General features: G+C 65.1%; 31 protein-coding genes, 1 pseudogene and 1 riboswitch. Of the genes and pseudogenes, 20 read left to right on the top strand and 12 right to left on the bottom strand.

All coding sequences use genetic code 11. From position 1 onward, the window contains the following. Positions 1 to 13: 13 nt before the first annotated feature. Together FJW07_RS05300 and FJW07_RS05295 are read left to right on the top strand one after the other, a co-directional pair. Positions 14 to 1,162: an amidohydrolase gene (locus tag FJW07_RS05300; protein ID WP_140854917.1), complete on the top strand. Its 1,149-nt coding sequence runs from the start codon at positions 14 to 16 to the stop codon at positions 1,160 to 1,162. Positions 1,163 to 1,204: 42 nt separating this feature from the next. After that, positions 1,205 to 1,768, top strand: coding sequence for a DNA-3-methyladenine glycosylase (locus tag FJW07_RS05295; RefSeq protein ID WP_140658495.1), 564 nt, complete (start codon positions 1,205 to 1,207; stop codon positions 1,766 to 1,768). On the opposite strand, the gene FJW07_RS05290 is transcribed toward FJW07_RS05295, so the two are convergent. Further along, positions 1,765 to 2,070, bottom strand: a complete 306-nt coding sequence (locus FJW07_RS05290) for an EthD family reductase (RefSeq protein WP_246680660.1) — start codon at positions 2,068 to 2,070, stop codon at positions 1,765 to 1,767. The genes FJW07_RS05295 and FJW07_RS05290 overlap by 4 nt on opposite strands. A 209-nt stretch (positions 2,071 to 2,279) precedes the next feature. On the opposite strand from FJW07_RS05290, the gene FJW07_RS05285 reads away from it, so the two are divergent. Beyond that, positions 2,280 to 2,639: a hypothetical protein gene (locus tag FJW07_RS05285; RefSeq protein ID WP_140854913.1), complete on the top strand. Its 360-nt coding sequence runs from the start codon at positions 2,280 to 2,282 to the stop codon at positions 2,637 to 2,639. 22 nt (positions 2,640 to 2,661) lie between these two features. On the opposite strand, the gene FJW07_RS05280 is transcribed toward FJW07_RS05285, so the two are convergent. Together FJW07_RS05280 and FJW07_RS05275 are read right to left on the bottom strand one after the other, a co-directional pair. Then, positions 2,662 to 3,273 (bottom strand): dihydrofolate reductase family protein, encoded by a 612-nt coding sequence (locus FJW07_RS05280; RefSeq protein WP_140854911.1) that lies wholly within the window; start codon positions 3,271 to 3,273, stop codon positions 2,662 to 2,664. Between the two features lies 1 nt (position 3,274). Then, positions 3,275 to 3,805 (bottom strand): cupin, encoded by a 531-nt coding sequence (locus FJW07_RS05275; protein WP_140854909.1) that lies wholly within the window; start codon positions 3,803 to 3,805, stop codon positions 3,275 to 3,277. Between the two features lie 80 nt (positions 3,806 to 3,885). Here FJW07_RS05275 and FJW07_RS05270 point away from each other — a divergent pair, with 80 nt between their 5' ends. Next, entirely contained in the window at positions 3,886 to 4,404 is a 519-nt protein-coding gene (locus tag FJW07_RS05270; protein WP_140854907.1) for a hypothetical protein, read from the top strand. 56 nt (positions 4,405 to 4,460) lie between these two features. Here FJW07_RS05270 and FJW07_RS05265 read toward each other — a convergent pair whose 3' ends face one another. The 4 genes and pseudogenes from FJW07_RS05265 to FJW07_RS05250 all read right to left on the bottom strand — a co-directional run bounded on the left by FJW07_RS05265 (position 4,461) and on the right by FJW07_RS05250 (position 7,599). Next, entirely contained in the window at positions 4,461 to 5,477 is a 1,017-nt protein-coding gene (locus FJW07_RS05265; RefSeq protein ID WP_140854905.1) for a zinc-dependent alcohol dehydrogenase family protein, read from the bottom strand. Positions 5,478 to 5,519: 42 nt separating this feature from the next. After that, a complete protein-coding gene (locus FJW07_RS05260) occupies positions 5,520 to 5,915 on the bottom strand; it encodes a cupin domain-containing protein (RefSeq protein WP_140854903.1) in 396 nt (131 codons plus the stop codon). Between the two features lie 19 nt (positions 5,916 to 5,934). Then, a pseudogene (locus tag FJW07_RS05255) lies at positions 5,935 to 6,400 on the bottom strand (cyclophilin-like fold protein). Further along, positions 6,397 to 7,599 (bottom strand): MFS transporter, encoded by a 1,203-nt coding sequence (locus tag FJW07_RS05250; protein ID WP_140855172.1) that lies wholly within the window; start codon positions 7,597 to 7,599, stop codon positions 6,397 to 6,399. Before FJW07_RS05250 ends, FJW07_RS05255 begins: the two are co-directional and overlap by 4 nt. A gap of 178 nt (positions 7,600 to 7,777) precedes the next feature. Here FJW07_RS05250 and FJW07_RS05245 point away from each other — a divergent pair, with 178 nt between their 5' ends. Then, a complete protein-coding gene (locus FJW07_RS05245; protein WP_140854901.1) occupies positions 7,778 to 8,671 on the top strand; it encodes a LysR family transcriptional regulator in 894 nt (297 codons plus the stop codon). After that, complete coding sequence (locus FJW07_RS05240) at positions 8,668 to 9,612, top strand: sulfotransferase (RefSeq protein ID WP_181182567.1); 945 nt, start codon at positions 8,668 to 8,670, stop codon at positions 9,610 to 9,612. Before FJW07_RS05245 ends, FJW07_RS05240 begins: the two co-directional genes overlap by 4 nt. 25 nt (positions 9,613 to 9,637) lie before the next feature. Here the strand turns inward: FJW07_RS05240 and FJW07_RS05235 are convergent, their stop codons facing one another. The 3 genes from FJW07_RS05235 to FJW07_RS05225 form a co-directional block, all read right to left on the bottom strand. Further along, positions 9,638 to 9,973, bottom strand: a complete 336-nt coding sequence (locus tag FJW07_RS05235; RefSeq protein ID WP_140854897.1) for a hypothetical protein — start codon at positions 9,971 to 9,973, stop codon at positions 9,638 to 9,640. Between the two features lie 163 nt (positions 9,974 to 10,136). Next, complete coding sequence (locus FJW07_RS05230) at positions 10,137 to 10,883, bottom strand: SDR family oxidoreductase (protein ID WP_210239856.1); 747 nt, start codon at positions 10,881 to 10,883, stop codon at positions 10,137 to 10,139. Between the two features lie 33 nt (positions 10,884 to 10,916). After that, positions 10,917 to 11,378: a VOC family protein gene (locus FJW07_RS05225; protein WP_140854895.1), complete on the bottom strand. Its 462-nt coding sequence runs from the start codon at positions 11,376 to 11,378 to the stop codon at positions 10,917 to 10,919. A 133-nt stretch (positions 11,379 to 11,511) separates the two neighbouring features. Between FJW07_RS05225 and FJW07_RS05220 the strand changes: the two genes are divergently transcribed. The 9 genes from FJW07_RS05220 to FJW07_RS05175 all read left to right on the top strand — a co-directional run bounded on the left by FJW07_RS05220 (position 11,512) and on the right by FJW07_RS05175 (position 20,093). Beyond that, positions 11,512 to 12,399, top strand: a complete 888-nt coding sequence (locus FJW07_RS05220; protein WP_140854893.1) for a transcriptional regulator GcvA — start codon at positions 11,512 to 11,514, stop codon at positions 12,397 to 12,399. A gap of 63 nt (positions 12,400 to 12,462) precedes the next feature. After that, positions 12,463 to 12,690 carry a hypothetical protein gene (locus FJW07_RS05215; RefSeq protein ID WP_140541733.1) on the top strand — a complete coding sequence of 76 codons (228 nt, stop codon included), beginning with the start codon at positions 12,463 to 12,465 and terminating at the stop codon, positions 12,688 to 12,690. A gap of 316 nt (positions 12,691 to 13,006) precedes the next feature. Continuing rightward, on the top strand, positions 13,007 to 14,005 hold the full coding sequence (locus FJW07_RS05210) for a L,D-transpeptidase (RefSeq protein ID WP_140854891.1): 999 nt from the start codon (positions 13,007 to 13,009) through the stop codon (positions 14,003 to 14,005). 150 nt (positions 14,006 to 14,155) lie between these two features. Continuing rightward, on the top strand, positions 14,156 to 16,594 hold the full coding sequence (locus FJW07_RS05205) for an FAD-dependent oxidoreductase (protein WP_140854889.1): 2,439 nt from the start codon (positions 14,156 to 14,158) through the stop codon (positions 16,592 to 16,594). A gap of 55 nt (positions 16,595 to 16,649) precedes the next feature. Next, the gene (locus FJW07_RS05200) at positions 16,650 to 17,759 is read left to right on the top strand and encodes a mandelate racemase/muconate lactonizing enzyme family protein (protein WP_140854887.1); all 1,110 of its coding nucleotides are present in this window, start codon (positions 16,650 to 16,652) and stop codon (positions 17,757 to 17,759) included. Positions 17,760 to 17,979: 220 nt separating this feature from the next. After that, positions 17,980 to 18,303, top strand: a complete 324-nt coding sequence (locus tag FJW07_RS05195) for a DUF2934 domain-containing protein (protein WP_140658453.1) — start codon at positions 17,980 to 17,982, stop codon at positions 18,301 to 18,303. Between the two features lie 515 nt (positions 18,304 to 18,818). Next, on the top strand, positions 18,819 to 19,136 hold the full coding sequence (locus FJW07_RS05185) for a metalloregulator ArsR/SmtB family transcription factor (protein ID WP_140644935.1): 318 nt from the start codon (positions 18,819 to 18,821) through the stop codon (positions 19,134 to 19,136). Continuing rightward, complete coding sequence (locus FJW07_RS05180; protein WP_140644936.1) at positions 19,133 to 19,618, top strand: SRPBCC family protein; 486 nt, start codon at positions 19,133 to 19,135, stop codon at positions 19,616 to 19,618. Before FJW07_RS05185 ends, FJW07_RS05180 begins: the two co-directional genes overlap by 4 nt. A gap of 61 nt (positions 19,619 to 19,679) precedes the next feature. After that, complete coding sequence (locus FJW07_RS05175) at positions 19,680 to 20,093, top strand: MAPEG family protein (RefSeq protein WP_140854883.1); 414 nt, start codon at positions 19,680 to 19,682, stop codon at positions 20,091 to 20,093. A gap of 174 nt (positions 20,094 to 20,267) precedes the next feature. On the opposite strand, the gene FJW07_RS05170 is transcribed toward FJW07_RS05175, so the two are convergent. Beyond that, positions 20,268 to 20,540, bottom strand: a complete 273-nt coding sequence (locus tag FJW07_RS05170; RefSeq protein WP_140658448.1) for a PilZ domain-containing protein — start codon at positions 20,538 to 20,540, stop codon at positions 20,268 to 20,270. A 149-nt stretch (positions 20,541 to 20,689) separates the two neighbouring features. Then, positions 20,690 to 21,262 (bottom strand): histidine phosphatase family protein, encoded by a 573-nt coding sequence (locus FJW07_RS05165; RefSeq protein ID WP_140644939.1) that lies wholly within the window; start codon positions 21,260 to 21,262, stop codon positions 20,690 to 20,692. 85 nt (positions 21,263 to 21,347) lie between these two features. Next, positions 21,348 to 21,491: riboswitch (adenosylcobalamin (AdoCbl) riboswitch) on the top strand. Between FJW07_RS05165 and FJW07_RS05160 the strand changes: the two genes are divergently transcribed. From FJW07_RS05160 to FJW07_RS05140, 5 genes are all read left to right on the top strand, one after another. Then, a complete protein-coding gene (locus FJW07_RS05160) occupies positions 21,492 to 21,701 on the top strand; it encodes a CbtB domain-containing protein (RefSeq protein ID WP_140644940.1) in 210 nt (69 codons plus the stop codon). A gap of 160 nt (positions 21,702 to 21,861) precedes the next feature. Beyond that, on the top strand, positions 21,862 to 22,602 hold the full coding sequence (locus FJW07_RS05155; protein ID WP_140854881.1) for a CbtA family protein: 741 nt from the start codon (positions 21,862 to 21,864) through the stop codon (positions 22,600 to 22,602). Between the two features lie 51 nt (positions 22,603 to 22,653). After that, positions 22,654 to 23,238, top strand: a complete 585-nt coding sequence (locus FJW07_RS05150) for a hypothetical protein (protein WP_140854879.1) — start codon at positions 22,654 to 22,656, stop codon at positions 23,236 to 23,238. A gap of 64 nt (positions 23,239 to 23,302) precedes the next feature. After that, the gene (locus FJW07_RS05145) at positions 23,303 to 23,791 is read left to right on the top strand and encodes a DMT family transporter (protein ID WP_140854877.1); all 489 of its coding nucleotides are present in this window, start codon (positions 23,303 to 23,305) and stop codon (positions 23,789 to 23,791) included. Between the two features lie 83 nt (positions 23,792 to 23,874). Next, on the top strand, positions 23,875 to 24,738 hold the full coding sequence (locus FJW07_RS05140; RefSeq protein ID WP_246680659.1) for a GNAT family N-acetyltransferase: 864 nt from the start codon (positions 23,875 to 23,877) through the stop codon (positions 24,736 to 24,738). Positions 24,739 to 24,772 lie beyond the last annotated feature (34 nt).

Raw genomic sequence — 24,772 nt, 5'->3', positions numbered from 1 at the left:
GGAGCCCCAACCCATGACCCTCACCAATCGAGACATCGTCGAGCTGACCGAATGGCGGCGCAAGCTGCATCGGCAGCCGGAAATCTCGAACGAGGAGGAGAAGACGGCGAGCGAGGTCGTCGCCTTCCTCGCCGATACGGGGCCGGACAAGGTGCTGACGGGGCTCGGCGGCCATGGCGTGGCGGCGGTCTATGACAGCGGACAGGCGGGGCCGACGGTGCTGTTCCGATCGGAGCTCGACGCGCTGCCGATCGAGGAGCTTTCGGGCGTCGCGCATGCCTCGCAGGTGCCAGGCAAGTCGCATATGTGCGGCCATGACGGGCACACCGCGATCCTGGCGGCGCTCGGCCGTCAGTTCGGGCGCGAAAGGCCGGCACGCGGCCGCGTCGTCTTGATGTTCCAGCCGGCCGAGGAAACCGGCAACGGCGCGGCCGGCGTTGTCGCCGATCCGCGCTTCGGCGAGATTCAGCCTGATTTTGCGTTTTCGCTGCACAACCTGCCGGGCGTGCCGTTCGGCGAGGCGCGGCTGAAGGCCGGCACCGTCAACTGCGCCTCGCGTGGCATGCGCATCGTGCTCGAGGGCAAGACCGCGCATTCCTCGATGCCGGAAACCGGCACCTCGCCGATGCCGGCGGTGAGCGAGCTGATGCCGGCGCTTCCAGCGCTCGGGCGCGGGACCTTCACTGATGAGGATTTCGGCATGGTGACCGTCACCCATTGCGTGATGGGCGAAGCCGTGTTCGGCATCGCGCCCGGCTATGCGGAAGTGTGGGCGACGCTGCGCACCCGCCGCGACGAGCGCATGGCCGAACAGGTCGCCGCCGCGGAAGCGCTTGCGGCAAAAATCGCCGCCAGGCACGGCCTTGCCGTGCGCTTCGACTATCACGAAATCTTCGTCGCCAGCGTCAACGCGCCGGACGCGGTGGAGCATCTCAACCGCGCGCTCGACGAGGAAGGCGTTTTACGCAGCGAAGAGACGCTGCCGATGCGCGCCTCGGAGGATTTCGGCATTTTCGGCCACAATGCCAGGTCGGCGATGTTCTTCCTCGGCGCCGGCGAGCGAACCCCCTCGCTGCACAATCCCGACTATGATTTCCCCGACGATCTCATCCCGATCGGCTCGCGCATCTTCATGCGCACGGCGCGCAATCTTTTGGGTTGAGCGGCGCGCCAAAGATGGCCTGCCCGATCGACGTCAATCACCATGCCATTTAGTGCTGGCTCCGCCGCCGACTTCTTCGCCCGCGACGCGGTTGTCGTGGCACGCGCGCTGATCGGCGCGAGGCTCGAGCTCAGTGGCGTCGGCGGCATCGTCGTCGAAACCGAGGCGTACCGGCCCGACGACCCGGCCTCGCACAGCTTTCGCGGCCGCACGCCGCGCAACGCGCCGATGTATGGCGTGCCCGGCACCGCTTACGTGTACCGCTCCTACGGACTGCATTGGTGCCTGAACGCGGTGTGCCTGCCGGGCAGCGCGGTGCTGATCCGCGCCATCCAGCCGCAATCCGGTATCGCCGCCATGCGCGCGCGGCGCGGAATGGATGACGAGCGGCTGCTCTGCTCAGGCCCCGGCAAGCTTTGCCAGGCGCTGGGCATCGACGGCTCGCACAACCGGCTGCCGCTGACCGCGCCACCTTTCGAATTCGCCCGTTCCGAAGCCGACCCGGCCGCGATCCTTGCCGGTCGCCGGATCGGCCTGACCAAGGGCGTGGAAGCCGAGTGGCGCTTTGGCCTCGGCGGATCGGCCTATCTCAGCCGCAGGTTCTAAACTTCACTGCCGTCGAAAAGGAACATCTGAACGCCCGACTCGTCAGGTGCGTAAAGCCGGCGATCAGCGCCCGCCGCTTTTCCTTCCGGGCTCGCGAAACCCTTCTTCATGGCGTCGAGATCGTCGAAATGCAGCATCCCGATCAGGTAGACGTCGGGTGGTCCGGCCAGCACCGTGATAGGCCCGCGGCTGACCTCGTATTTCCTGAGACCCGGAATTTTCTTGGCAAGCGGTATGTGCGTCTCGAAATAATGCTTGTCGAACGCCTGCGCGTCCGCCGGCTGCTTGTAGATGACGATCATTCCAGCCATTGCGGTTCTCCTTTTTGCGGTGGACGAACAAAGGACGAAATGGCGGGTGGAAATGGAACGGGGCGTTGAAAAGAATCCGGGAACCGGGCTCGAAGTGCGACGATGCGGCCCTCGGTCCTTCTATCCGCTTTCGAGCCGTCTCGCTTGTGCGAAGACGCGTTCCGTGTAGTCTTCGCCCTAAATTAGCAGAGACTCAAACGATGAGAATAGCGGTGATCGTCGCGCTGAGCGCGGCAGCGGCTGGGTGCGTATCCTCCCCAGTCGACTATGGCGCCTCGCTTCCCCAGCAGGATCCGAAATGGGCGTCGCCGGAATGCCAGCAGGCCCGCAAGGCGGCCTCGGATTACGCCACCCGCGAGAAGCAGAACCCCGGCTGGGGCTTCGGCGTGCTGGTTGGCCCTTACAGCATGGGGCTCGTCGCGGCCACCAAGGAGCACGAGCAGCAGCAGCGACGGCTGCTCGCCCGCCAGATACACCTGCAGTGCTCGAGCCAGCCGCTGCCGAAGGAACTGGATTTCGATCCGTCGACCTACGCGCCGAAGAAGACGCATTATCCGTAGGCGGTGGGCCGCGGCCCGGTTTCTACCGCGGCCGCTCCGCCGCGCCCTCCCCGTCGAAAGCGTAGGTGAGGATCGCCACGCCCGTCGCGGTCGATACCAGGTCCGACAGCTTCAGCGCCGACTGCGCCTGCCCCGGCTCAAAAAGGCGCGAGCCTTCCCCCAGCACCAGCGGGTGGACCATCAGCACCAGTTCATCGATCAGCCCGTGCCGCATCAGCGCGCGCAGCAGCTTGCCGCTGCCGAACATGACCAGCGTCTTGTCGTGGCCTTGCTTGAGCGCGCGCACGGCCTTCCCGGCATCGCCGGCAAGCAGCGTCGAATTCTCCCAGCGCGGTTCGTAGCCGGCGTCATGCGAGGCGACGAACTTCTGCGCGCCGGTCAGCGCCCTGGTCATCGGACTGGCCAGCTGGCGGACAGCCCAGGCTTCGTGAAGATCCTCATAGGTCGTCCGGCCGGCGAGCAGCGACCAGCCGCCGGCCATGGCGCGTCCGATGACCTCCTGCAGTTGCGGGTCGCTGCCCGCAATGCCCCAGCCGCCATGCGCAAAACCGTTGCGCGTGTCTTCATCGGCGCGCGCCGGCGCCTGGAAGACACCGTCCAGCGTCAGATGCTCGATGGCGACGATCCTTGCCATTTCAGCCTTCGCTCCATGCTTTCAGCAGCGGCCCGTCGCCGCCATGGACCGGATCCTTGTCCGGCCGGCCGACAGCCGGGATCGTGCGCAGTGCCTCGGCGTGCTGCTCCGGGCTCCGGCACAAATCATAGGTGCCGAAGGGCGGATAGGCGCCGACCACCAGAAGGTCGGCCGAGGCGGACAGGCGCTGGTGGCCGGTGCCGGCCGGCAGCACCGCCACGTCGCCCGACTTCACCTCCAACACCTTGCCCTTATCGCCGCCGAAGCGGACCTCGGCGGCGCCGCGCGCGATGCCCAGCACCTCGTGGATGCGCGAATGATAGTGGACGAAGCCGTAGATGCCGTCTCGCCAGCTGTCGCCCCAGCCATTGGCGCCAAAAATATCCTCGAAGACGGCCGCCGGATCGGCGTCATTCGGCAGTTGCACCGCGCCGGGATAGACGAGCATCGGCCAGCGCGGATGGTTGGGCACCAGCCCGTCATCGGCAAAGCGGAAGGCGAGCGGTTCCTGTTTGTTGACAGATTGTGCCATCCTTGCGGCTTCCTGCATGGTCTTAATCGGACCTAACGGTTTTCCGCGGGTTTTGCTCCGGCCAGTCCGAGGAGGTCACAATGGCTGCATTTCGTCTTTCGGCAATCGGCCTTTTTGCATCGGCACTTGCCTTTACCGCCGCTGCCGCCGGCAACGCCACGGCGGCGGCTGCGCAGGATCTCCACAAGCTCTGCCGCCAGGTGAAGAACGACGACACGGTCCGCCCCTATTCGCACGCGCTTCACGCCGGCACCGTCAAGGCGTTCAAGAAGCTGTTTCCGGAGGCCAAGAGCGCGCCGCAGGAATCGGAGCTTGCGACGCAAGCCAACTATCGGTGCATGAACGGCAAGCTGCTGGCCTGCTTCGTCGGCGCCAACCTACCCTGCACGAAGATGAACGCCGCGCGCGACAATCCCGGCGCGGACGAGTTCTGCAGGACCAACCCGAATGGCGACGTCGTGCCGGCTTTCGCGACGGGACACGACGCCGTCTATGCCTACAAATGCGCGGCTGGCAAGGCGGTGATCACCGGCCAGCCATGGGTGCTCGACAAGCGCGGCTTTGCCACCAAACTGTGGGCCGAAGTGCCCCGGCACTGACATGCGCGGGTCCTCGGCCCGACTGCCGAGGGCTCGCGGCCACCTGCCGGCGAAACCTAGACCTCGAGCATGACCTTGACGGCGCGGCGCTCGTCCATCGCGCGGTAGCCTTCCGCCACCTCGGCCAGCGGCAGCTTGAGGTCGAAGACCTTGCCGGGCTTGATGCGGCCTTGCAGCACGCGCTCCATCAGGTCGGGCAGGAAGCGGCGCACCGGCGCCGGGCCGCCCAGCATGCGCTTCTGGCCGAAGAACAGGCGCTGGCCGTCGAAGCTCACGCCATGCGGCACGCCGACATAACCGATCGTGCCGCCGGGCCGCGAGCAGGCCAGCGCCTGGTCGAAGGATTCTCCCGTGCCGACGCATTCCAGCACCGAATCCGCGCCGACGCCCCTGGTCAGCTCCTTGATGCGCGCAATGCCTTCCTCACCGCGCTCGGCCACGATGTCGGTGGCGCCGAATTCGCGCGCGAGTTTCTGGCGGCTTGCATGGCGGCTCATGGCGATGATGCGCTCGGCGCCCATCTCCCTGGCCGCGAGCACGCCCATCAGGCCGACCGCGCCGTCGCCGACGACGACCACCGTCGATCCTTCGCGTACCTCGGCCGCATCGGCCGCGTACCAGCCGGTGCCGAGCACGTCCGACACGGCCAGCAAGTCAGGGATAAGCTCGACCGGCGGAACCTCGGAAGTCGCCACCAGCGTCCCATCGGCCAGCGGCACGCGGGCGTAAGGCGCCTGGGCGCCGCTCATGAACTCGCGCTGCTCGCAGGAGGACTGGAAGCCGAAGCGGCAATGCGGGCAGGTGTTGTCGGAGAGGCAGAAGGAGCCGACGACGAACTGGCCGGGACGGACATTGCGCACCTCGCTGCCCACCTCGACCACGATGCCGCAATATTCATGACCCATGTGCTGCGGGCCGTCGACCGGCTGCAGCCCGCGATAGGGCCACAGGTCCGAGCCGCAGATGCAACTGGCCGAGAGCTTGATGATGGCGTCCGTCGGGCGCAGGATTTTCGGATCGGCGACTTCCTCGCAGCGGATGTCGCCAGGCTTGTGAAGAACGGTTGCGAGCACTTGCTTTCCTTTCGTTCAATCAGACAGGGTCGGGCAGGAAGTTCAGGCGCCGTAATCGGCGTCGCTGACGTGTTCCAGCCAGTCGACGACCTTGCCGTCCTTGACCTCCTGGAGGGCGATGTGGGTCATGGCGGTTGCAGGGGACGCGCCATGCCAGTGTTTTTCGCCAGGCGCGAACCAGACGATGTCGCCCGGCCGGATCTCCTCGACCGGGCCGCCCTCGCGCTGCACGCGGCCGAGGCCGGAAACGACGATCAGCGTCTGCCCGAGCGGATGCGTGTGCCAGGCGGTGCGGGCGCCGGGCTCGAAAGTGACCTGCGCGCCTTGCACCCGCTCGGCGTCGAAAGGATTGAAAAGCGGATCGATCCGCACCGTGCCGGTGAACCAACTTGCCGGACCCTTGCCGGAAGGCCGCGTGCCTGCGCGAAGAATGTCCATGGTAATCTCCTTTACGTCGTCAAATGCGTTCGATGTGAAGAGGGAAAGCGCCGCGACCGTGCAAGGGCCTCCTGGCCCTCGTCGAAGCGGCCGAGCCTGATCAGCCCGGGATGGCGATAATCGGCGTAAAACATCACCAGATTGCCCCAGGGCATGAAATAGCAGAGATCGTAGGGCTGCTCGTTGCCGAATGGACCGCTGCCCTCCTCGGTCAGCTTGCGCGGCAGGTAAGCGATCTTCTCATTGTGCGCGTAGTCCTCGATCTTGAGATCCAGCGGCAGGATCGGGAAGAAGTCCCGCGCAGAAGGATTGTCGTGGAGCGTGGCGGTCATGGTCCGGCCATCGAACGTCATCCTGATCCTCATGTCGGTCGGTTCCTGGTTGGCCGGGTCCCTGCCCTGTTGGCTGTTGGCCGGCCGCGGCACGACCACGGTTGCAAGCGCGGCGCAGAGCAGCGTTCGCCGGCTGACCGGTCGTCGCGTCATCGATGGTTGCTCCCGCGCGCTGTCGCCGCGGCGGCAAGCAGCGCCGAACCGAGAAGCAGCACGGCGCCGAGCGCGAAGGGGCTCCACCAGCCGGCCGCATCGAACAGCAGCCCGCCAGCGAAGGCGCCGAAGGTGATGGCGAACTGGATCAGCGCGACCTGCAGCCCGCCGCCCGCCTCGAGATCGTGCGGGATCACCCGGGTCATCCAGGTGTTCCAGGCGACGGGAATCGGCGTGGTGAACAGGCCCCAGGCGATCAGCAGGGCGGCGGTCGCGATGGCGAACGGACCGAGCGCGATCAACAACAACGCGATGAGCGCCAGAACCGTCGGCAAGCCGACCAGCACGGCCGCGAGATGCGAGCGGAGCAGGAACCCGACCGCCGACGTGCCGACCAGGCCCGCAAGCCCCAGCCCAAGCAGCACCAGCGACAGCGTATTCACCTCGAGGCCGGTGACGTTTTCGAGGAAGGGGCGCAGATAGGTGGAGAGCGCAAACTGGCCCATGAAGGCGAGCGTGGTGGCCGCCATGCCGATGGCGAAGACGCGATTGCCGAGCAGGCCCAGCATTTTGCCGACCGAAGCCTGCTCACCCGCGGGCATTTTCGGCAGGACGGCAAGCTGCCAGACAATCGCGAGGAGGCCGATCGGAACGACGATGAAGAAGGCGCCGCGCCAGCCGATCAGGCCGCCGAGAAAACTTCCGAGCGGCGCCGCGATCACCGAGGCGAAGGCCGTTCCGCCCTGCAGCATGGCGATCGCCCTGGGCAAGTCGGCGCCATGCACGATGCGGGCCAGGATAGCGGTGGACAAGGACCAGAAGCCGCCGATCGACACGCCGATCAGGGCCCGGCCGAGCATGAAGACGAGATAGTTCGGCGCGAAGGTGATCGCCAGGCCGGAGACCACGAGGATGGCCGTGTAGAGGACAATGACGGTCCGCCGGTCCAACCGCGACAAGAGCGCATTGCCGAACAGGCTGGCGAGGACCGCGAAGAAGCCGGAGACGGAGATCGCCTGGCCGGCCTGCCCCTCGGAGATGGCTAGCTCATTGGCAATGGGGGTGAGCAGGCTGACCGGCATGAACTCCGACGCCACCAGCACGAAGGTGAGCAGCGACAGGCATGTCACCGCTCCCCAGGCGCTGGGCGCTTTCACCACTTGGGCTTTCGCCAGTTGGCTGTCGTAGGTCGTATTCATGTGCCGCGGCTCGCCGTCGAGCCCTCCAGTCATTTCGCTGGCGGCTATATAGATCACCGGCACTATCCGGATTAGCCATTGCAATCTGCATGAACTTATCCATTCTTGATATGAATTGACGAGTGGTGGCCACGAACCGCCACAGCTTGAACGAGCGGCCGAGCCAGGATGGTGCCCCATGCAGCGCGAGGATCTGAAGGATTTGCTGTGGTTCCTGACGGTGGCCAGGGAGCGCAGTTTCACCAGGGCGGCGGCCGAGCTCGGGACGTCGCAATCGACGCTCAGCCATACTATCAAGCAATTGGAGGCGCGGCTCGGCGTGCGGCTGCTGACCCGCACGACGCGCAGCGTAGCGCCCACGGAAGCAGGCGAGCGGCTCTACCAGTCGCTCGTCCCGCGGTTCGAAGGCATAGAGTCCGACCTGTCGAGCCTGGTGGCCTTCCGCGACAGGCCCGCTGGCACGGTGCGTATCACACTGTCGGACCATGCGCTGCGGATGGTTGTCTGGCCGAAGCTTCAGCCGATGCTGCGCGACTATCCCGACCTGCGCGTCGAGCTCTACAGCGACAACGGCATGCGCAACATCGTCGAGGAGCGTTTCGACGCCGGCGTGCGGCTCGGCGAGAACGTTGACAAGGACATGATCGCGGTGCGCATCGGCGCCGACTGGCGGCTGGTGGTGGTGGCTTCGCCGGACTATTTTTCGCGCCGCCCCATCCCGAAAGCACCGCAGGATCTGGTCGCGCATGACTGTATCTGCCTGCGGCAGACGACGTTCGGCGGGCTCTATGCCTGGGAGTTCGAGAAAAAGGGCCGCGAGCTCAGGGTGCGGGTGGAGGGCCAACTTACCTTCAACACGACCATCCCCATGGTCGACGCCGCGCTGAACGGATACGGCATAGCCTATGTCCCGGAAGACCTCGTCAGCCAGCATGTGGCCGAGGGCCGGCTGAGGCTCGTGCTCGACGACTGGAGCCTGCCCTTTCCAGGCTACCACCTCTATTACCCAAGCCGGCGACAGCTCTCGCCGGCGATGGCGGTGGTCGTCGCGGCGCTTCGGCACCGCGTTTGACGGCAGAACGTCCTGGTCGTTTCCGCCGGCTGGACCAGCCGGACGCCCGGCGCTTGCCCCGGCCCTCCAGATCACTGTCGTCAGCGGCAATTAGCTGTTCGTCGCCGACCGCATATAAGCATTTCCCGTTGCAATCTCCGGAAGAAGAAGGTTCATTAAAATTTCCGGGGGAGAATAAAATCGTGCACAGGGGTGTGGTGCGGCTTCTTCCGAAGCCCAAGGTTTCTATATTCATTTGCGGTTGTGGGCATACGGGATCGACCTTGCTCGCCCGGATACTGGCTGCCCATCCGGATGTCTTCGCCATTCGACGCGAGACAAGCGCTTTTGTCTCCCCAAACGGGGCGCGATGGACCAAGCTAAGCCTGGTCTTATTGCAGGCGGCCATTTCACGCCGCAGCGTCTGGGTCGAAAAGACTCCGAATCATATCCACTACACAAGGCAGATCATCGAGACGATCCCGGGCGCGCGCTTTATCGTCGTCACGCGCGACGGCAGGGATGTCGTGGCGTCGCTCGGACAGCGTTACGAGGGCGATTTCGACAAGGCTTTCCAAAGATGGATCGCCGACAGCAAGGCCTCGATGCTGCGCGTCGAAAAGGGCGAAAGCATCCTGTGGCGCTATGAGGACTTCATCGAATCGCCGGCGCTTTCCATCGAACGGCTGTGCCGCTTCATCGGCGTGGCCTTCGATCCGGGCATTCTGAACTATCACAAGCAGCCTGTTGTATGGGGGCGGGAAAAGGCGGTTCGCACGGCGCATTCCGCTCGCCGGCACGCCCAGGTGAACCAGCCGATCACCGATTATAGGGGCGGCTGGCGATCCAGGCTGCCGACGGAAGTGGCTTGCCGTTTCGACGCCGGCGAAGCGCGGGAAATCATGGACTATTTCGGATACGCGCAGGCCGAGCATTCGGCTGATGCCGATCACCAGACCTAAGCGTAGTCGAGGAGCGACCGTTTGATCAGCGCGGGAGCAGCCGCGAGACCTTGAGCCGCGGCGCGAAGAAGCAGCGCAGATAGGGCTGGTTGGTTATGACGTAATGGTTCTCGCAGATATGGTAGCGGCCGTCCGGCGATTCCTGCACGCGCTCTCGTGGGATGCTGAAACCTTCGGGAAGATAGACATAGCCGCCGTCGGACCTGGATTGCACGGCAGACTCCGGTATGGGGCGGCAATCCGTGCCGCCACAGCATTTGAAGTTCGTTACCGGGTCGACCTTGTTTTCGTACCAGTCATGGGCGTTGGCGCCTGTCGCGGCGCCAATCCACATGGCTGTGGTGACGATGACCCTTCGCATGGCATTCCTCGACGAAGCGGAGGCACTGCTCATTCAAGCGTCATCTATATTGGCGTTCCGCCGGAAACGCCATTGCCCGGCGAAGGCCTGGAAAGCGACGCCCGGCCCTTGCGGCGGCGATGGATGAGGCCGGATCCTCAGACAGAGGTCCGGCCCTGCCCGCTCACACCAGCCGCTGCCCGCCGTCGATGTGGACGGTCTCGCCGGTCATGAATTCGTTCTGCATCAGATAGAGATAGGCGGGCGCGATGTCGGCGGGTTTGGCGATCTTTCCCGCCGGGATACGCGCGCCCATCTGCTCGAAATAACCTGACTTGGCCTCGCCGACGATCTCGTCCCACATTTCGGTATCGACCCAGCCGGGCGAGACGATGTTGACGCGGGTCGGCGCGAGCTCCAGCGCCAGCGCGCGGGCGAAATAGCTGAAAGAGCCGGCGACCGCCGAGACCACCGAGCCGCCCGGGACCGGCGGGCGGTCCTTGTTTATGCCGGAAGTGAAGATCATCGAGCCGCCTTTGTTCAGCGTGCGCACGGCATGCTTGGCCAGCATCACCGCGCCGATCAGCTTGCCGTCGACGAAGCCGCGTACGAAATCCATGTCGGTCTCGCCGATCGGATAATTGGGCGGTGGCGTGCCGGCCGTCGCGACCAGATGATCGAAGGCGCCGGCTTGCTCGAACAAGCCGGACACCTCGGCCTCATTGGCCATGTCGGCGGCGATGCCAGTCACGCGCCCTGCCCCGCCGAGCCGCTTTTCGGCGGCCTTCAGCTTTTCGGCCGAACGGCCGGCGATCACCACCTCCGCGCCGCTTGCAAGCGCCGCTGCCGCGACGCCGAAACCTATGCCGGAGCTGCCGCCGACGACAATGATCTTCTTTCCATTAAGCGATGTCATAGGGAGACTGGTCACGGGTCTTCTCCGTCTTTCCGTGATGGACTGAAATCAGGCGCGGCCGGCGTGGGCGGCCGCGATATCGGCGAGGATGATCTTCTTCATCGAATACATCGCCTGCCGAGCCCGGTCGGCCTTTGCGCGATCCGGGTCGTTCATCAGCCGCAGGGCTTCGCTGGGAATGACCTGCCAGTAGACGCCGAATTTGTCCTTCAGCCAGCCGCAGGGCTGCTCCGAGCCGCCGTCGGCAGTCAGCGCGCTCCAGAAATAGTCGGTCTCGGCCTGGTCCTTCGTCTCGATGTAGAGCGAGATGCGCTCGTTGAAGGGCGGCACGCCGCCGGCATTCAAAGCGGTAAAGCGCTGGCCTTCCAGTTCGAAGTCGAAGATCGCGTGCGGCTTGTCGGTGAACTCGATGGTCCGCAGCGCGCGGCTGTTCTTGAAAACGGACAGATAGAAATCTCGCGCGGCTTCGGCATCGAGATTGAACCAGAGGAAGGGATGAACGGTGGCCATGGTGTCCTCGCAGGTTTGATCTGAAGTGAGCGTTGATCACAAATTCTGTGAGGATTTTTGGCTGGAAAAAGCTCGACGGACAAACCAAAGTTTGGCAAGGATTTGTTACCAACACTCACAAATCGATCTGGCCATGACCCGCAGACTGCCGCCGCTCAATGCCCTCCCGGCCTTCGAGGCTGCCGCCAGGCACCTGAATTTTTCCAGGGCCGCGGACGAGCTCAATCTCACGCATGGCGCCGTCAGCCGGGCGATAAAACATCTGGAGGAGCAGCTCGGCGTGCAGCTCTTCGAACGCGCCACGCGCTCGGTGCGGCTCACCCCGGTCGGCGAGCCTTATGCGGCTGCCGTGCGCGAGACGCTCGACCAGCTCGCGCTGGCGACGCAGACGGCGACCTCCCGCCATTCGGGTTCGACGCTGAATGTCAGCACCTCGGACGGCTTTGCCGGCAAATGGCTGGTGCCGAGGCTCTACCGCTTTCATCGCACGCATGGCGATATCGACGTGCGCGTCTCGACCACCGGCAAGCTGACCAATTTCCGCGGCGACGGCATCGACGTCGCCATCCGTTATGGCGGCGGGCATTATCACGGGCTGACGTCGGAATTCCTCACCGGCGAGGAGGTGTTTCCCGTCTGCAGCCCGAAGCTCTTGGAGGGTCCGCGTCCGCTCAAGCACCCGCAGGACCTCAGGCACCACACGCTAATCCGCGACGGCTACCGCATCGACTGGGCGGCGTGGCTTGCCAGCGCCGGCGTCGAGGGCATCGACCCGAACAGCGGCCTCACCTTCGACTCCGCCACCTTCGCGGTGGAGTCGGCGGTGCAGGGCGAAGGCGTGGTGCTCGGCCGCACCATGCTGGTTTCCGCCGATCTCGCCACCGGCCGGCTGGTGCGGCCGTTCGACCATGCGCTGAAAGCGGTCTCCAGCTTTTACCTCGTCTACCCGCCGGAGGCGATCCGCCAGCGCAAGGTGAAGGCGTTTCGCGATTGGCTGTTTGAGGAGATCGGGCCGGGCTGAAGCAAAGGCTTGCCAAAATCCCAGCCTTGCGAAGACGTGCCGATTGCGCGATGTTGCACAACCATGGCTGGCGAGTATCTGGACCACAAGTTGGAATGCCCGTTTTGCGGCACCATCCGTTTGCAAATTCCGGCCGATGCTCAACCCGAAACGGCGATCCATTGCGCCGAGTGCGGCAAATATCTCGGCTCATGGGATGAGCTTCAAACCGATTTCGAGCTCCAAGGCGGCACGGACGGCGTATTCCGGCTGGATAAGGGGCGCATCCAGAAGCTCAATTCCAGCCGATGACCAGCCGCTGCTGAGGGAGCCCATGGGGCTCAGACCGGAAAGCGCGCAACAGGGCAACCGACGGCATGGGCGGGGGGCGTTGGGGAGCCGTCGGTTACCAGCACGGGGGGCCATGGAATCAGAAAATGCGCAGGCCCTGGCACGATAATGCCAGTTCTTTGCGTTCATGGGAACTGGTTTCCAGCTTAAAATTCAAATGTCTATGGGAGAAAGTGCACACTCGCGATGATCTTCGTGCGGCTCCCCGCGACAGGAACCACATCGGCCGTGCCGCGTCATAGAGACAGGCTTTTGTCGCGATCGTGGAGTGACGTCGATGGTCAGGCTGCTTGGTGTCGTTGCATTGGCGCTCGCGCTCGCGTGCGGCGGGACGCTGGCAGCCAAGCTCGACCTCGCCGCCGTCAACCAGGCGCAATTCAGCGAGGGCGAGCCGAAGGACGTCGATCCGATGGTGCTCAGGGCGCAGATCCTGCTTGATCGCGCCCGCTTCTCCCCCGGCCTGATCGACGGCCGCCTTTCCGACAATTTTTCCAAGGCCGTCGCGGCCTTCCAGGCGGCGAACGGATTGCCCTCCGACGGCAAGCTCACCCGGGAGACCTGGGACAAGCTCGCGGCGACTTTCGCCGGCCCGGTGCTGATAAATTACGAGGTCATGGCCAAGGATGTGCGCGGGCCGTTCACCAGGCGCATCCCCGCCCGCATGGAGCGGATGGCGCATCTGAAGCGGCTCGGCTATCGCAACGCGCGGGAAAAACTGGCGGAGCGCTTCCATGTCAGCGAACAATTGCTGAGGCTGCTCAATCCAAAAATCGGTTTCAGGAAGGCCGACACCACGCTGGTGGTGCCTGATATCGGCCGCGGCGACCCTCCCGCGACTGTCGCCAGCGTCGAGGTCGACAAGGGCGCCCGTCAGGTGCGCGCGCTCGATGCGTCAGGCAAGGCGCTTGCGGTCTATCCCGCCTCGATCGGCAGCGAGGAAAAGCCGGCGCCGAGCGGCGCGGCGGAGGTCAGGCGCGTCGTCCACAATCCGACCTACCATTACAATCCGAAGTTCGCCTTCAAGGGAGTGAGGAGCAAGCGGCCCTTCACCATCGCCGCGGGACCGAACAATCCGGTCGGGGTCGTCTGGATCGATCTCTCGATCGAAAGCTACGGCATCCACGGCACGCCCGATCCCAGCAAAATCGGCACGACCTTCTCGCATGGCTGCATCCGGCTGACCAACTGGGATGCCGAAGACCTCGCCGCCATGGTCAAGCCCGGCACCAAAGTCGACTTCGAACAGGAGACGGCGCAAGACGGGCAAGCGCAGTGAAATGCCGGCGCGTCGCGAGGCCGCCAAGCTGTAACCTGTTGCATAAATCCAGCTTATCATGACCCCCAGTTTTTGAAGACGTTACACGGGCTTTCCCCGCCTGTAGCTTCGGCGGCGCTCGTTCAACAATGATATGATTTCGGTGGTTTGATGCAGACACATGCGCGGGTGGTGATCGTCGGCGGCGGATGCGTCGGCGCCGGTATCCTTTATGGCCTGGCGAAGCGCGGCTGGACCGATGTGGCGCTGCTCGAGCGCACGCAGCTTACCGCCGGCTCGACCTGGCATGCGGCCGGTCTGATCCCCTCCTACGCCCGCAACATCAATGTCGGGCGGATGATAAACAAGACCATCGAGATCTATGAGGGGCTGGAGGCTGAGACCGGGCAGCCGGTCGGCTGGCACAAATGCGGACAGCTGCGCATCGCCAATTCGAGAGACCGCCTCGACGAATACAAGAGCTATATGAGCGTCGCCGAGGTGCAGAACATGCGGGCGCAGTTGCTGACGCCGGACGAAGCCCGCAAGCTCTGGCCGTTGCTCGACAACAAGCAAATGCTCGGCGCGCTCTATCATCCCGACGACGGCCATATCGCGCCGGCCGACGTGACGCATGCCATGGCCAAGGGCGCGCGGGATCTCGGCGCCAAGATCTATCTCAACACCGAGGTGACCGGCTTCAAGCGGACGGCCAGCGGCGAGTGGCTGGTTGAGACCAACCAGGGCGACATCACCTGCGAGCATGTGATTTGCGCCACCGGCAATTACGCGCGCCAGACCGGCGCGCTGCTCGGCCTCGACATCCCGGCGATCCCGATCCTGCATCAATACTGGATCACCGAAGCCGTGCCGGAGGTGGTCGAGCGCAAGCGCGCGGGCCGGCCCGAAATGCCGATCCTGCGCGACGAGGGTTTCGAGGGCTATCTGCGCGAGGAAGGCGACGGCTTCATGTTCGGGCCCTACGAGCGCACCGAACACCTCAAGCTCTTCGCCGAGGATGGCGTTCCCGACTGGTTCGGCGCCGATCTGCTGGAAGAGGATTTCGAGGCGGTGTCGTGGAACTGGGAGCAGGCGCTGCAGCTGGTGCCTGCGCTCGGGCGCGTCGGCATCAAGGCCAATGTGCGTGGCCCGTTCCAGATGACGGCGGACGAGCTGCCCTTGATGGGGCATGCTTGGGGCCTGCCCAATGTCTGGCTGGCCGAAGGCGTGCCGGGCGGCATCCTGTGGGGCGGAGCGATCGGCTACTATTTGTCGGAGCGGATCGTCGAAGGCGGCAACAGTATCGATACATCCGATCTCGACCCGCGCCGCTTCGGCGACTACGCCAACAAGGAATGGACGCGCGAGAAGGTGCGCGAGGCGTGGGGCACGCATGCCGAGCAGAAATACCCGGGACACGACATGCCCGCTGCTCGGCCGCAGAAGACCGCGCCCTCCTATGACAGGCTGACCGAGCTCGGCGCCGTCTGGGGCGTGCTCAATGGCTGGGAGATGCCCAACTGGTTCGCGCGCGACGGCGTCGAGGCCAAGGACCAGTATAGCTGGCGCTGGACGCCGAAGGGCAACCTCGTCGGCGAGGAGGTGCTCGCGGTGCGCAACGCCGTCGGCCTGGTCGAGATGACGCCGATGACCAAGTTCGAAGTGTCGGGACGAGGCGCAGCCGCCTGGCTGGACCGGATCATCGCCAACCGCCTGCCGGCGGTCGGCAAGGTGACGCTGGCGCATCAGCTTACCGCCAACGGCGGCGTGCAGGCGGAATATATGGTGGCGCGCCTCGGCGATGACCTGCTCTATCTGATCTCGACGCCGCGCGCCGAGCGCTGGAATTTCGACGACCTCACAAAACTGCTTCCCACCGATGGCAGCGTGAAGCTGACAAACGTCACCAACGATCGCGGCTGTTTCACGGTCGTCGGGCCGAAGGCGCGAGACGTGCTGCAACCTCTCACCGAGATCGACCTTTCCAACGAAAGTTTTCCGTGGTTCGGCGTCAAGACCGGCAATGTGGCTCTGGCCAGCGACGTGCGGCTCCTGCGCGTCAATTATGAAGGCGAGCTGGGCTGGGAGCTCTACCACCCCCTGCCCTATCAGCGTCAATTGCTCGACGCGATCCTGAAGCAGGGCGAGAAGCACGGCATGCGGCTGGTCGGGCTGCATGCGCTGGAGTCGCTCAGGCTCGAGAAATCCTATCGCGCCATGTACCGCGACATGAATCCCGAGCTCAACGCGCTGGAGAGCGGGCTGGAGCGTTTCATCCGCCTCGACAAGGGCGACTTCGTCGGGCGCGACGCGGTGCTGAAATACAAGGAGCGCAACGACCAGCGCCGCTCGGTGACGCTCAGGATCGACACCGAAGGCGCCAGCTCCCTTGCCAATGAAGGACTCTACAGCGACGGCGCGCTGGTCGGGCGCATCACGTCGGGCGGCTATGGCTACGCGCTCGGGCATGACGTGGCGCTGGCGCTGCTGCCCGAGCGTTTTTCCAAACCCGGCACGAAGCTCGACGTCGCGATCCTGGGCGAATGGAGGGCCGCCGAGGTGATCGCGGATTCGCCTTACGACCCGACGTCGGCCAGGGCGCGGATGTAATAGGCGGGGCCTGCAAAGGCCCCGTTGCCGACGTGTCCTTCGGAGGGAAGCCCGTATGCGTATCGACCGCATCAACGTCTATTCGGCGCAACTGCCGGTTAAAGGCGGCGTCTACCGCATGGCCAGCGCCGACGTGGAGGCGCTGGACTCGACGCTGGTCGAGATCGTTACCGATGACGGTTTTGCCGGCTGGGGCGAGACCTGTCCGATCGGCCCGGTCTACCAGCCGCATCATGCGCTTGGCGCCCGCGCCGCGATGGCCGAAATCGCGCCGGGCCTGATCGGCTCGGAGGTCGCCTCGATCAGGCAGCTGGCGAAACAGATGGACGAGCGGCTTAGCGGGCACGGCTACGCCAAGGCCGCGTTCGATATGGCGTTCCTCGACCTGCTCGGCCAGAAGCTCGGCGTACCGGTCTCGACGCTTTTGGGCGGCGCGCTGACCGACCGCGTGCCGGCCTACTACTCGCTGATCGTCGGGGCGCCGGACGAGACGGCGCGGATCGCCGCCGACAAGGTGAAGGCCGGCTACCCGCGCCTGCAGGTCAAGATCGGCGGGCGCAACCTGGAAGAGGACGTGGCCGTCGTCCACAAGGTCTGGGAAGCGGTCGGCTACAAGGCTCGGCTAGCTGTCGACGGCAACCGAGGCTTGACGGTCGCCGCCGCGATCCACCTCGACCGGCTTTGCCAGCAAATCCCCTTCGTCTTCGAACAGCCCTGCAACACGATGGACGAGATCGCGACGCTGAAGGGCCGCGTGACGCATCCGGTCTATCTCGACGAAAGCACCGAGGACCAGAACGCGGTGCTGAGGGCCATCTCGCTCGGCATCGCCGACGGCTTCGGCTTCAAGGTGACGCGCCTTGGCGGCCTCACCAAGATGACGACGGTGCGCGACCTCTGCGCCATCCGCTCGCTGCCGCACAGCTGCGACGACGCCTGGGGCGGCGACATCATCGCGGCGGCCTGCGTGCATCTGGCCGCCACGGTCGAGCCGCGCCGCATGGAAGGCGCCTGGATCGCGCAGGAATACATCAAGGGCCATTTCGACGCGAAGCACCCGGTCGTCATCAAGCAAGGTCACATCGCCGTACCGCAACGGCCGGGACTGGGCGTGAAACCGGAGCCCGGCATGTTCGGCAAGCCTGTGGCGATATATGGGCCATAAGCGGGAAGCGGCGCAGCCGGTTCACAGTTTCGGATCGGAATGGCCGCTGGCCCCCGGTAATCATCAGCGCCGTCCCCCACTCGAAGAGGGGGGACGCCCTATGGGATTGTCCTCAGGACGGGCATTTCGACCGGCTGCGCGCATCAGCCGATCACCTTCGCGATGCCACGGATCGTTCCGCCATGTCCCGCGTTCTTGTGACACGCAAGGAGGAACGGCGATGGACGACGATCGGACCGAGAAGATCAGGCAACGGGCCTATGAGATCTTTCAACGCGAGGGCGGCATCCTTGGCAATCACGAACGGCACTGGCATCAGGCGGAGTTGGAGATCGACCGCGAGGCCGCCCTGCCGCTGACGGCAGGCGATGCGCTGCCCGAAACGCGCGAGATCGACAGCGCGGATGTGCTGACGGTCGAGGCGCTTGCCATGCGCACCGGCATTTCCGGCGACGAGGCGCAGGAACTGCTCGACCGGCTGGGCAACGACCGCGCGGCGATCGAGCAAGCGGCACGGAGCCTCAAGGCAAAGCGGCAGCGCTGACCCGCTGAAGATGCTCTATTTGCGCTCCACGTGAGCACGACAGGCATGCCCCAAGGCACGTTCCTTGGCGCCTGCAGGCAGGGAAACCTTGCCTTCCGACACCTGGGCCTCCCACCACGCGTAGTGTTTCAGCCTGTAGCTGCCCAGGCGCACCGCTGAGACCGGCGATGGGACCGCCTCCGAGATTGAGCGCGGTGTTGATGTCGAGTCCTGCTTTCAGCAGGGAAGTCGCCGGCCTGTCCAGGGAGAAGAAGGCTTCCTTGGTCGAGCCGACGATGATGCGGCCCTGACCGCTTCGGCGATGAAGGTGCGGTTCGCCAGCCAGTTGCTCTTTGCGCGCACGCTGTTGCCGCCATCCTCGCCGATCAGCGGCGGATAGGACACCATCGCATTTTCGGCCCCATCCAGAACCGCTCGCCAGGCGCGGCCGGCAAGGTCGACCACGTGCGTGCCGCATGGGTGGCACTCTCCATCCGGGTTGACAGGACAGACGCGCCGCCCTAGCTTTCGCGTTAGTGACCACTAACGCGAAATACTGGACAGCGCTCGGCGATCCGACGCGACGCACGATCTTCGAACTGCTGGTCGACCGCCCCAGCTCGGTCAGCGGGCTCGCCAATGCACTGCCCGTGACGCGGCCGGCGGTCTCGCAGCATCTGAAGGTTCTCAAGGATGCCGGGCTGGTGGCCGACACGCGCTCGGGCAAGGAACGCATCTACCGTATCGACCCGGACGGCCTCGCGGCTTTCCGGGCGGAGATCGACCAGTTCTGGGTGAAGACGCTCGCGGCTTACGCGCGGCTTGTCGAGCAACCGACGGAGGACGAAACATGATCAAGCAGCCGGCACCCGCGCCCGTGAAACATTCCGTCGTCGTCGCGGCGCCGATCGCACGCGCCTTCAAGGTGTTCACCGAGGATTTCGGCAGCATCAAACCGCGCGAGCACAATCTGCTCGCCGTCCCGATCGCGGAAACGATCTTCGAGCAGCGGGTCGGCGGCCACGTCTACGACCGTGGCGTCGATGGCTCAGAGTGCCGCTTCGCCCGTGTGCTGGCCTACGATCCGCCGAACCGGCTGCTTCTGAGCTGGGACATCAGCCCGCGCTGGCAGATCGAAACCGACCTCACCCGCACAAGCGAGTGGGAAGTCCGCTTCACGGCCGAGGCGGAAAACCGCACCCGCGTCGAAATCGAGCATCGCCATATCGAGCGGCATGGCCAGGGCTGGGAAAGCGTGCGCGGCGGAGTCGACAGCGATCAGGGCTGGCCGCTCTACCTGCAGCGGTTCCAGGACCTCTTTTCCCGGGCAGCCTGACAGCACCACCCGGTACCGAAGGGCTTGGCCCGCACGACAGCCATTGGAAGGAGCGCGGAAAATGGAAGCTTATTGGCTGAGCACGCTCGGCGTGCTTGCGCTCTGTCTCCTGTCGGTGGCGCTGGCGGTCTATTCCGGCTCGTCCAAGGGATTTGCGGGCAAGCTTTCGGGTCCGGTCGTCCCGGCGGACGACGACAACCGGCTCTACCGGATCGACCGCGTCCACATGAATTCGGTCGAGGCGCTGGCCCCTTTCGTCGTGCCCGTGATGCTGGCGATGATGGTCGGCGTCGGCCCGGTGACGCTCGCCGTGCTTGTCTGGGTTCACCTGGCGATACGCCTCGTACACATGGTCATCTACCTGCGTGGAGGAAACGCCGCCAAGGGCGGCAGCGTCAGGACGATCCTCTATGTCTCGGGCGCGCTGGTCACGCTTGTTCTCATCCTCGTGACGGGGTGGGCGGCGCTTCGCTGAGCAGCTTTCGCTTCGTCGGCGGACACCCTCGGCCGATCAGAGGTTCATCCCGGTACAACCACAATCCCTGTTGGTCCGGCAACGAACGCGCTCGCGGCGGTTGCGTTCCCGATATGCCAGGCTGCACATCGCCTTGGGCAGGATCAAGTAACGAATTGGTGGGACGGCTGCGCATCAGTCCTTCGGCGCGTTGCTGTAGAGCGCCACGCCGACGCGGTCGTTGCGCCGCCACCGCACCAGAGCGCGATAGGCCGTATCGTCGGCCGGGACCTCGAGCAGGAAGCGGTCCGGGATCTCCACATCGGCGCCGACGCGCAATTCCGCACCTTGCTCGTGCTGATTTCTGACCGAGCAGCCGATCCTGACGCCGGCGGCGATGATCGTGGCTTCCTTGAGCACGAATTCGCGCGCATGAAGACGGCGCTCGGTCTCGGGAAAATTGGCCATATCCGGCGGGCTCCTCAGGCAAGGCTCTCCTCGCAACAGGGCAGCACCATAGCAGCGAGGCGTTTCCGTTCCGTTAGCAATCACTGAAACGCGGAACGGCAGCTTCATAGGCCGACCGCGTTCATCGGGATCTCTCATGCCCAGAGGGTTCAACCAGAGACGATGACCCCGCTCGCGTGCAGGACCCAGCGGCGGCCGTCGCCGCGGAACTCGGTGAGCGACAGCGGCTCGATGTCGATCTTCCAGACCGAGGAAAGCGGCGCGCCCAGAACATGCACCATGGCCGCGCGGATCGGCAGGGCGTGCGTGAGCGCGATGGTATGACCGCTCTCGGAAGCCAGGCGCTCCATCAGCGCGGCGCCGCGCCGGGCGACGGCGGCAAGCGATTCGCCGCCATGGGGCGCCGCTTCCGCATCGGCGAACCAGGCCGCCATGCCTTCCGGATCTTCTGCCTGCACCTCCTCGAAGCCTTTGCCGGCCCAGCGCCCGAAATCCTGCTCGGCAAGCAGCGGCTCGACCGTCGCCTCGAGGCCGAGCGCCTCGGCCGTCTGCCGCGCGGCCAGCGCCGGACTCGTCCAGACGCGGTCGGCGCGGCGCAGCGAAGCGGCCAGCGCGCCGGCACGCTCGAAGGCTCGCGGCTCCGGCGCCTCGTCACTCGGAAAACGACCCTTGCGCGTGGCCTGCGTCGCGCCGCTTGCGATCATCGTCAGGCGGGCGAGCATCCCAAAACTCCGTGGTCCAGTGAAATTTCGGCCGCGCGAAGCCGTGTTGGCCATTACATGTCGTTGACAGGCGAACGAAGTGCTGACAAGTGTTTTAGCGCTATACGGGATTGGAAGCCGGTGCGAGTCCGGCACGGTCGCGCCACTGTGATCGGCACCAGCCGAAAGTCAGGCCTTATTCCGCAGCATTGTTCGATCAACGGGACGCAGTATCCCACGGGAGGTCAATATGTCCGACACCACCTTCGCCCCCAGCTACGGTCCGGTTGCGATTCCGGTTCGCGAGCTTCTGCCGTGGGCCATCTTCGCCGGCCTGCTGTTGATGCTGGCGATCTATTTCGTCGGGGCGGAAGAAGGCGCGACGTCGCTGCTCCGCGGCACCTATGTGCACGAATTCGTGCATGACGGCCGCCACCTGCTCGGCTTCCCCTGCCACTAAGGCGGTTCAGCATCGCTGAACTCGCTTCGATTTTGGTCTAACGCGATTCCGGACGGAAAACCGGCACGCAGTTTTCCTGGAATTGCTGGGTTGGTTTAACGCTATTCCGGACGGAAAACCGCTACGCACTTTTCCTGGAATTGCTTAGAGGGTTAACGACATGGTCGGAAAACTTTTGCTGCGCGGCATGCTTGTCGGGCTGGTTGCGGGGATTCTGGCATTCGCCTTCGCCCGCGTCTATGGCGAGCCGCAGGTCGACAAGGCGATCGCCTTCGAGGAACAGCAGGCCCAGGCGGCCGGCGAGGCGCCGGAGCCCGAGATGGTCAGCCGCGTCATGCAGGCTGGCATCGGTCTCGCAACCGGCGTGCTGGTCTATGGCGCCGCCCTCGGCGGGCTATTCTCGCTGGTCTTCGCCTATGCCTATGGCCGGCTGGGTTCGCTTGGGCCCCGTGGCACTTCGGCGCTCATAGCGCTGCTCGGCTTCCTGGCGGTGATCGTGGTGCCCAGCCTCAAATACCCGGCCAACCCGCCCGCGGTCGGCAATGCCGAGACCATCGGCTACCGCACGGAATTGTTCTTCATCATGATCGTGGTCTCGATCGCGGCGATGGTGGCGGCGGTCGGCCTGGCGCAGCGGCTGTGGACCCGGCTCGGCGCCTGGAACGCCTCGATCGTGGCTGGGCTCGCCTTCCTCGTCGTCTTCGCACTGGTGAAGGCAGCCCTGCCCGACATCAACGAAGTACCGGAGAACTTCTCGGCGACGGTGCTGTGGCAGTTCCGCGTCGCCTCGCTTGGCATCCAGCTTGTGCTATGGACCGTCGTCGGGCTCGGCTTCGGCGCGGTTGCCGAGCGCGTGGTCGCGGCGCGCGACCAGCGCAGCCCTGCCCGCCGCTTCGCCTGAAATCCGATGCGTCGGCCGCCACGGTTCCTTGCCCTGGCGGCCATTTTCTTTTTGGCGACCGCCCTTTCGATCATGACGGCGGCAGCACCCGCCGAAGCGCATAGCGGATCCTTCGCCCCGCCTCCTCCCGGCATCCAGATCCCGAGCCTGACCCACGGCCAGATGGCCGTGATCGCCCGCTACCGCGGCGAGATCCTCGAGCTCGCCCAGCACCAGACCGCGACCGACCCGACCTTCCGGCGGCTCTACAATCACGGCAACCTGCAATTCACCTATTGCCTGTGGGGCCTGATGCCGGGCAGCCTCGCCGACGAGGAGAGCCCCTTCAACGAATGCAGCCACGCCTACCTCGCCACCGCCAAGGCGCTGCTCACCCATATGGCGACGATGCCCTCAGCCGAACGCAACGCGAAAGCACTGATCTCCGATATCGACGCCGACATGGTGCGCAGCGGCGCGTCGTGGATCCTGTGCCAGTATAGCGGCGAGTCTTTCAGCACCGGCGCCGTCGTCGAGCCCAGATGGCGCGACATGGTCTTCCACCTGCCGAGCCTCTGCGTGCTGCTTGCCACGATGGCGGCGCTCGTCGCCGCCGCATGGTCCATCTTCGGCACGCCGCGCGCCCGCGCGGCCTAGCCGAGCGCTGCGCGCCGGCGTAAGCATCGGCAATTGTCCGGTTCCGGATTCGCAGCCGCCAGCCATGTTCGCCCCCGATGCCTTCGCCGTCACCGCCGCCTTATGCAGCGCGCTGAGCTCCATGTTCCTGAGCGAGCTCAAGGGCCGCGTTCCCCTGCTCCAGCTTGCCCGCTGGCAGATGCTCGCAACCTTCGTGATGACCGGCTCGGTGTCGTTGGCGATCGGCGGCTGGCACACGATGGGAGCGAGGGAGTTCTGGCTGCTTGCCGGATCGAGCTTCGCCGGCATCAGCATTGCCAGCACGACCTATTTCGCCACCATCTATTCGGTCGGCCCGCGCATCACGGCGCTGCTCTTCTCGCTCACCTCGCCTTTCGCCCTGGCGCTCGGCTATCTCGTGCTCGGCGAAACCATCAGCCGCTGGCAGGCGCTGGGCGTGGCGCTGGCGCTTGCCGTGCTTGCCATCGGTGGGCAAACGCCGGGGGTCAACGCGGCCTCGGACCCCGGACGATGCTTGCTGATGGTGCCCGAGACGGCAGGCATGGACAGCTGATACGATCGGCGTTGCGGCTCACGCTCCGTGGCTGAGGTTGTTCAATGTCGCTCGTTTACAGACCTGCTCGCGCCGATGATCTCGTGGCGACCGATGCGCTGGTGGTGGCTAGCATCAACGAGCTTACCACTCGGCACGGCTTTGGCCCGATGGCGGCGACGAGCCCTCCCAACTTCCAGCTGTTTTCGCTCGAGGACGACCCCGGCGGCCTGTGGGTGGCGGAAGACGACGGGGACATTGCGGGCTTCGCCTGGAGCTGGGTATGCGGCGATATCTGGTTCCTCGCCCAGCTGTTCGTCGATCCTGGCCGACAAGGCCGCGGCATCGGAAACACGCTGCTGGAACGGACCATGGAGCATGCCCGCGCATCAGGCGCAGCCCACAAGGCACTTATAACATTCACCTTCAATCGTGTGTCGCAGGGGCTTTACATGCGGCACGGCTTGTTTCCCAAAACGCCGATCTACCTTCTCAGCGCCGCGCGCGAACGGGTGACCAAGGCGTTGCCGGAACCGCCGTTGCGCGCCGTCGAAATGGACGACAGCGCCGCGACGATGGAGAAACTTGCCGAGATCGACGCCCGTGCCCTGGGCGCCTCGCGAGTGAAGCATCATCGCTACCTGCGCACCGATCCGTCGACGACAGGCGTCCTGCTCTTTGCTGGCGGCGAGGCGGTCGGCTACGGATACATCAACGCCGGCGGGCATATCGGCCCCCTGGCGGTGATGCGGCCCGATATCGTTCGCGATGCCTTTGCAACGGCGTTGCTGTTGGCGGCGGATCGCTCGGCCGAAAAGGTATCGGCCTTCCTGCCGGGCACATGCGGGAGCGCGCTTGGCCTCGCGATCGATCAAGGCATGCGCATCACCTTCCCGATGCTGTTGATGGCATCGCCCGGCTATGGCGACTGGACGCAGTATCTGCCGCGAAATCCGGGCTTCATGTGATCGGCCGCCCGCGGCTGCAGGCGGCCGGCGGCAA

Origin of the sequence: Mesorhizobium sp. B3-1-9 (assembly GCF_006439595.1) — a bacterium.
Classification (GTDB): Bacteria; Pseudomonadota; Alphaproteobacteria; order Rhizobiales; family Rhizobiaceae; genus Mesorhizobium.
Note: the sequence above shows the minus strand (reverse complement) of the source record. Positions and strands in the feature narration are given on the sequence as shown.

Excerpts from the sequence above, each read along its gene's own strand:
- FJW07_RS05290 (WP_246680660.1), bottom strand. The coding sequence starts at position 2,070 with ATGATCGTCATCTACAAGCAGCCGGCGGACGCGCAGGCGTTCGACAAG.
- FJW07_RS05295 (WP_140658495.1), top strand. The coding sequence starts at position 1,205 with ATGCCATTTAGTGCTGGCTCCGCCGCCGACTTCTTCGCCCGCGACGCG.
- FJW07_RS05145 (WP_140854877.1), top strand. The coding sequence starts at position 23,303 with ATGTTCGCCCCCGATGCCTTCGCCGTCACCGCCGCCTTATGCAGCGCG.
- FJW07_RS05300 (WP_140854917.1), top strand. The coding sequence starts at position 14 with ATGACCCTCACCAATCGAGACATCGTCGAGCTGACCGAATGGCGGCGC.
- FJW07_RS05175 (WP_140854883.1), top strand. The coding sequence starts at position 19,680 with ATGGAAGCTTATTGGCTGAGCACGCTCGGCGTGCTTGCGCTCTGTCTC.
- FJW07_RS05215 (WP_140541733.1), top strand. The coding sequence starts at position 12,463 with ATGGCTGGCGAGTATCTGGACCACAAGTTGGAATGCCCGTTTTGCGGC.
- FJW07_RS05220 (WP_140854893.1), top strand. The coding sequence starts at position 11,512 with ATGACCCGCAGACTGCCGCCGCTCAATGCCCTCCCGGCCTTCGAGGCT.
- FJW07_RS05275 (WP_140854909.1), bottom strand. The coding sequence starts at position 3,805 with ATGGCACAATCTGTCAACAAACAGGAACCGCTCGCCTTCCGCTTTGCC.
- FJW07_RS05205 (WP_140854889.1), top strand. The coding sequence starts at position 14,156 with ATGCAGACACATGCGCGGGTGGTGATCGTCGGCGGCGGATGCGTCGGC.
- FJW07_RS05180 (WP_140644936.1), top strand. The coding sequence starts at position 19,133 with ATGATCAAGCAGCCGGCACCCGCGCCCGTGAAACATTCCGTCGTCGTC.
- FJW07_RS05270 (WP_140854907.1), top strand. The coding sequence starts at position 3,886 with ATGGCTGCATTTCGTCTTTCGGCAATCGGCCTTTTTGCATCGGCACTT.
- FJW07_RS05285 (WP_140854913.1), top strand. The coding sequence starts at position 2,280 with ATGAGAATAGCGGTGATCGTCGCGCTGAGCGCGGCAGCGGCTGGGTGC.
- FJW07_RS05280 (WP_140854911.1), bottom strand. The coding sequence starts at position 3,273 with ATGGCAAGGATCGTCGCCATCGAGCATCTGACGCTGGACGGTGTCTTC.
- FJW07_RS05155 (WP_140854881.1), top strand. The coding sequence starts at position 21,862 with ATGGTCGGAAAACTTTTGCTGCGCGGCATGCTTGTCGGGCTGGTTGCG.
- FJW07_RS05235 (WP_140854897.1), bottom strand. The coding sequence starts at position 9,973 with ATGCGAAGGGTCATCGTCACCACAGCCATGTGGATTGGCGCCGCGACA.
- FJW07_RS05165 (WP_140644939.1), bottom strand. The coding sequence starts at position 21,262 with ATGCTCGCCCGCCTGACGATGATCGCAAGCGGCGCGACGCAGGCCACG.
- FJW07_RS05160 (WP_140644940.1), top strand. The coding sequence starts at position 21,492 with ATGTCCGACACCACCTTCGCCCCCAGCTACGGTCCGGTTGCGATTCCG.
- FJW07_RS05200 (WP_140854887.1), top strand. The coding sequence starts at position 16,650 with ATGCGTATCGACCGCATCAACGTCTATTCGGCGCAACTGCCGGTTAAA.
- FJW07_RS05225 (WP_140854895.1), bottom strand. The coding sequence starts at position 11,378 with ATGGCCACCGTTCATCCCTTCCTCTGGTTCAATCTCGATGCCGAAGCC.
- FJW07_RS05195 (WP_140658453.1), top strand. The coding sequence starts at position 17,980 with ATGGACGACGATCGGACCGAGAAGATCAGGCAACGGGCCTATGAGATC.
- FJW07_RS05210 (WP_140854891.1), top strand. The coding sequence starts at position 13,007 with ATGGTCAGGCTGCTTGGTGTCGTTGCATTGGCGCTCGCGCTCGCGTGC.
- FJW07_RS05170 (WP_140658448.1), bottom strand. The coding sequence starts at position 20,540 with ATGGCCAATTTTCCCGAGACCGAGCGCCGTCTTCATGCGCGCGAATTC.
- FJW07_RS05245 (WP_140854901.1), top strand. The coding sequence starts at position 7,778 with ATGCAGCGCGAGGATCTGAAGGATTTGCTGTGGTTCCTGACGGTGGCC.
- FJW07_RS05260 (WP_140854903.1), bottom strand. The coding sequence starts at position 5,915 with ATGGACATTCTTCGCGCAGGCACGCGGCCTTCCGGCAAGGGTCCGGCA.
- FJW07_RS05250 (WP_140855172.1), bottom strand. The coding sequence starts at position 7,599 with ATGAATACGACCTACGACAGCCAACTGGCGAAAGCCCAAGTGGTGAAA.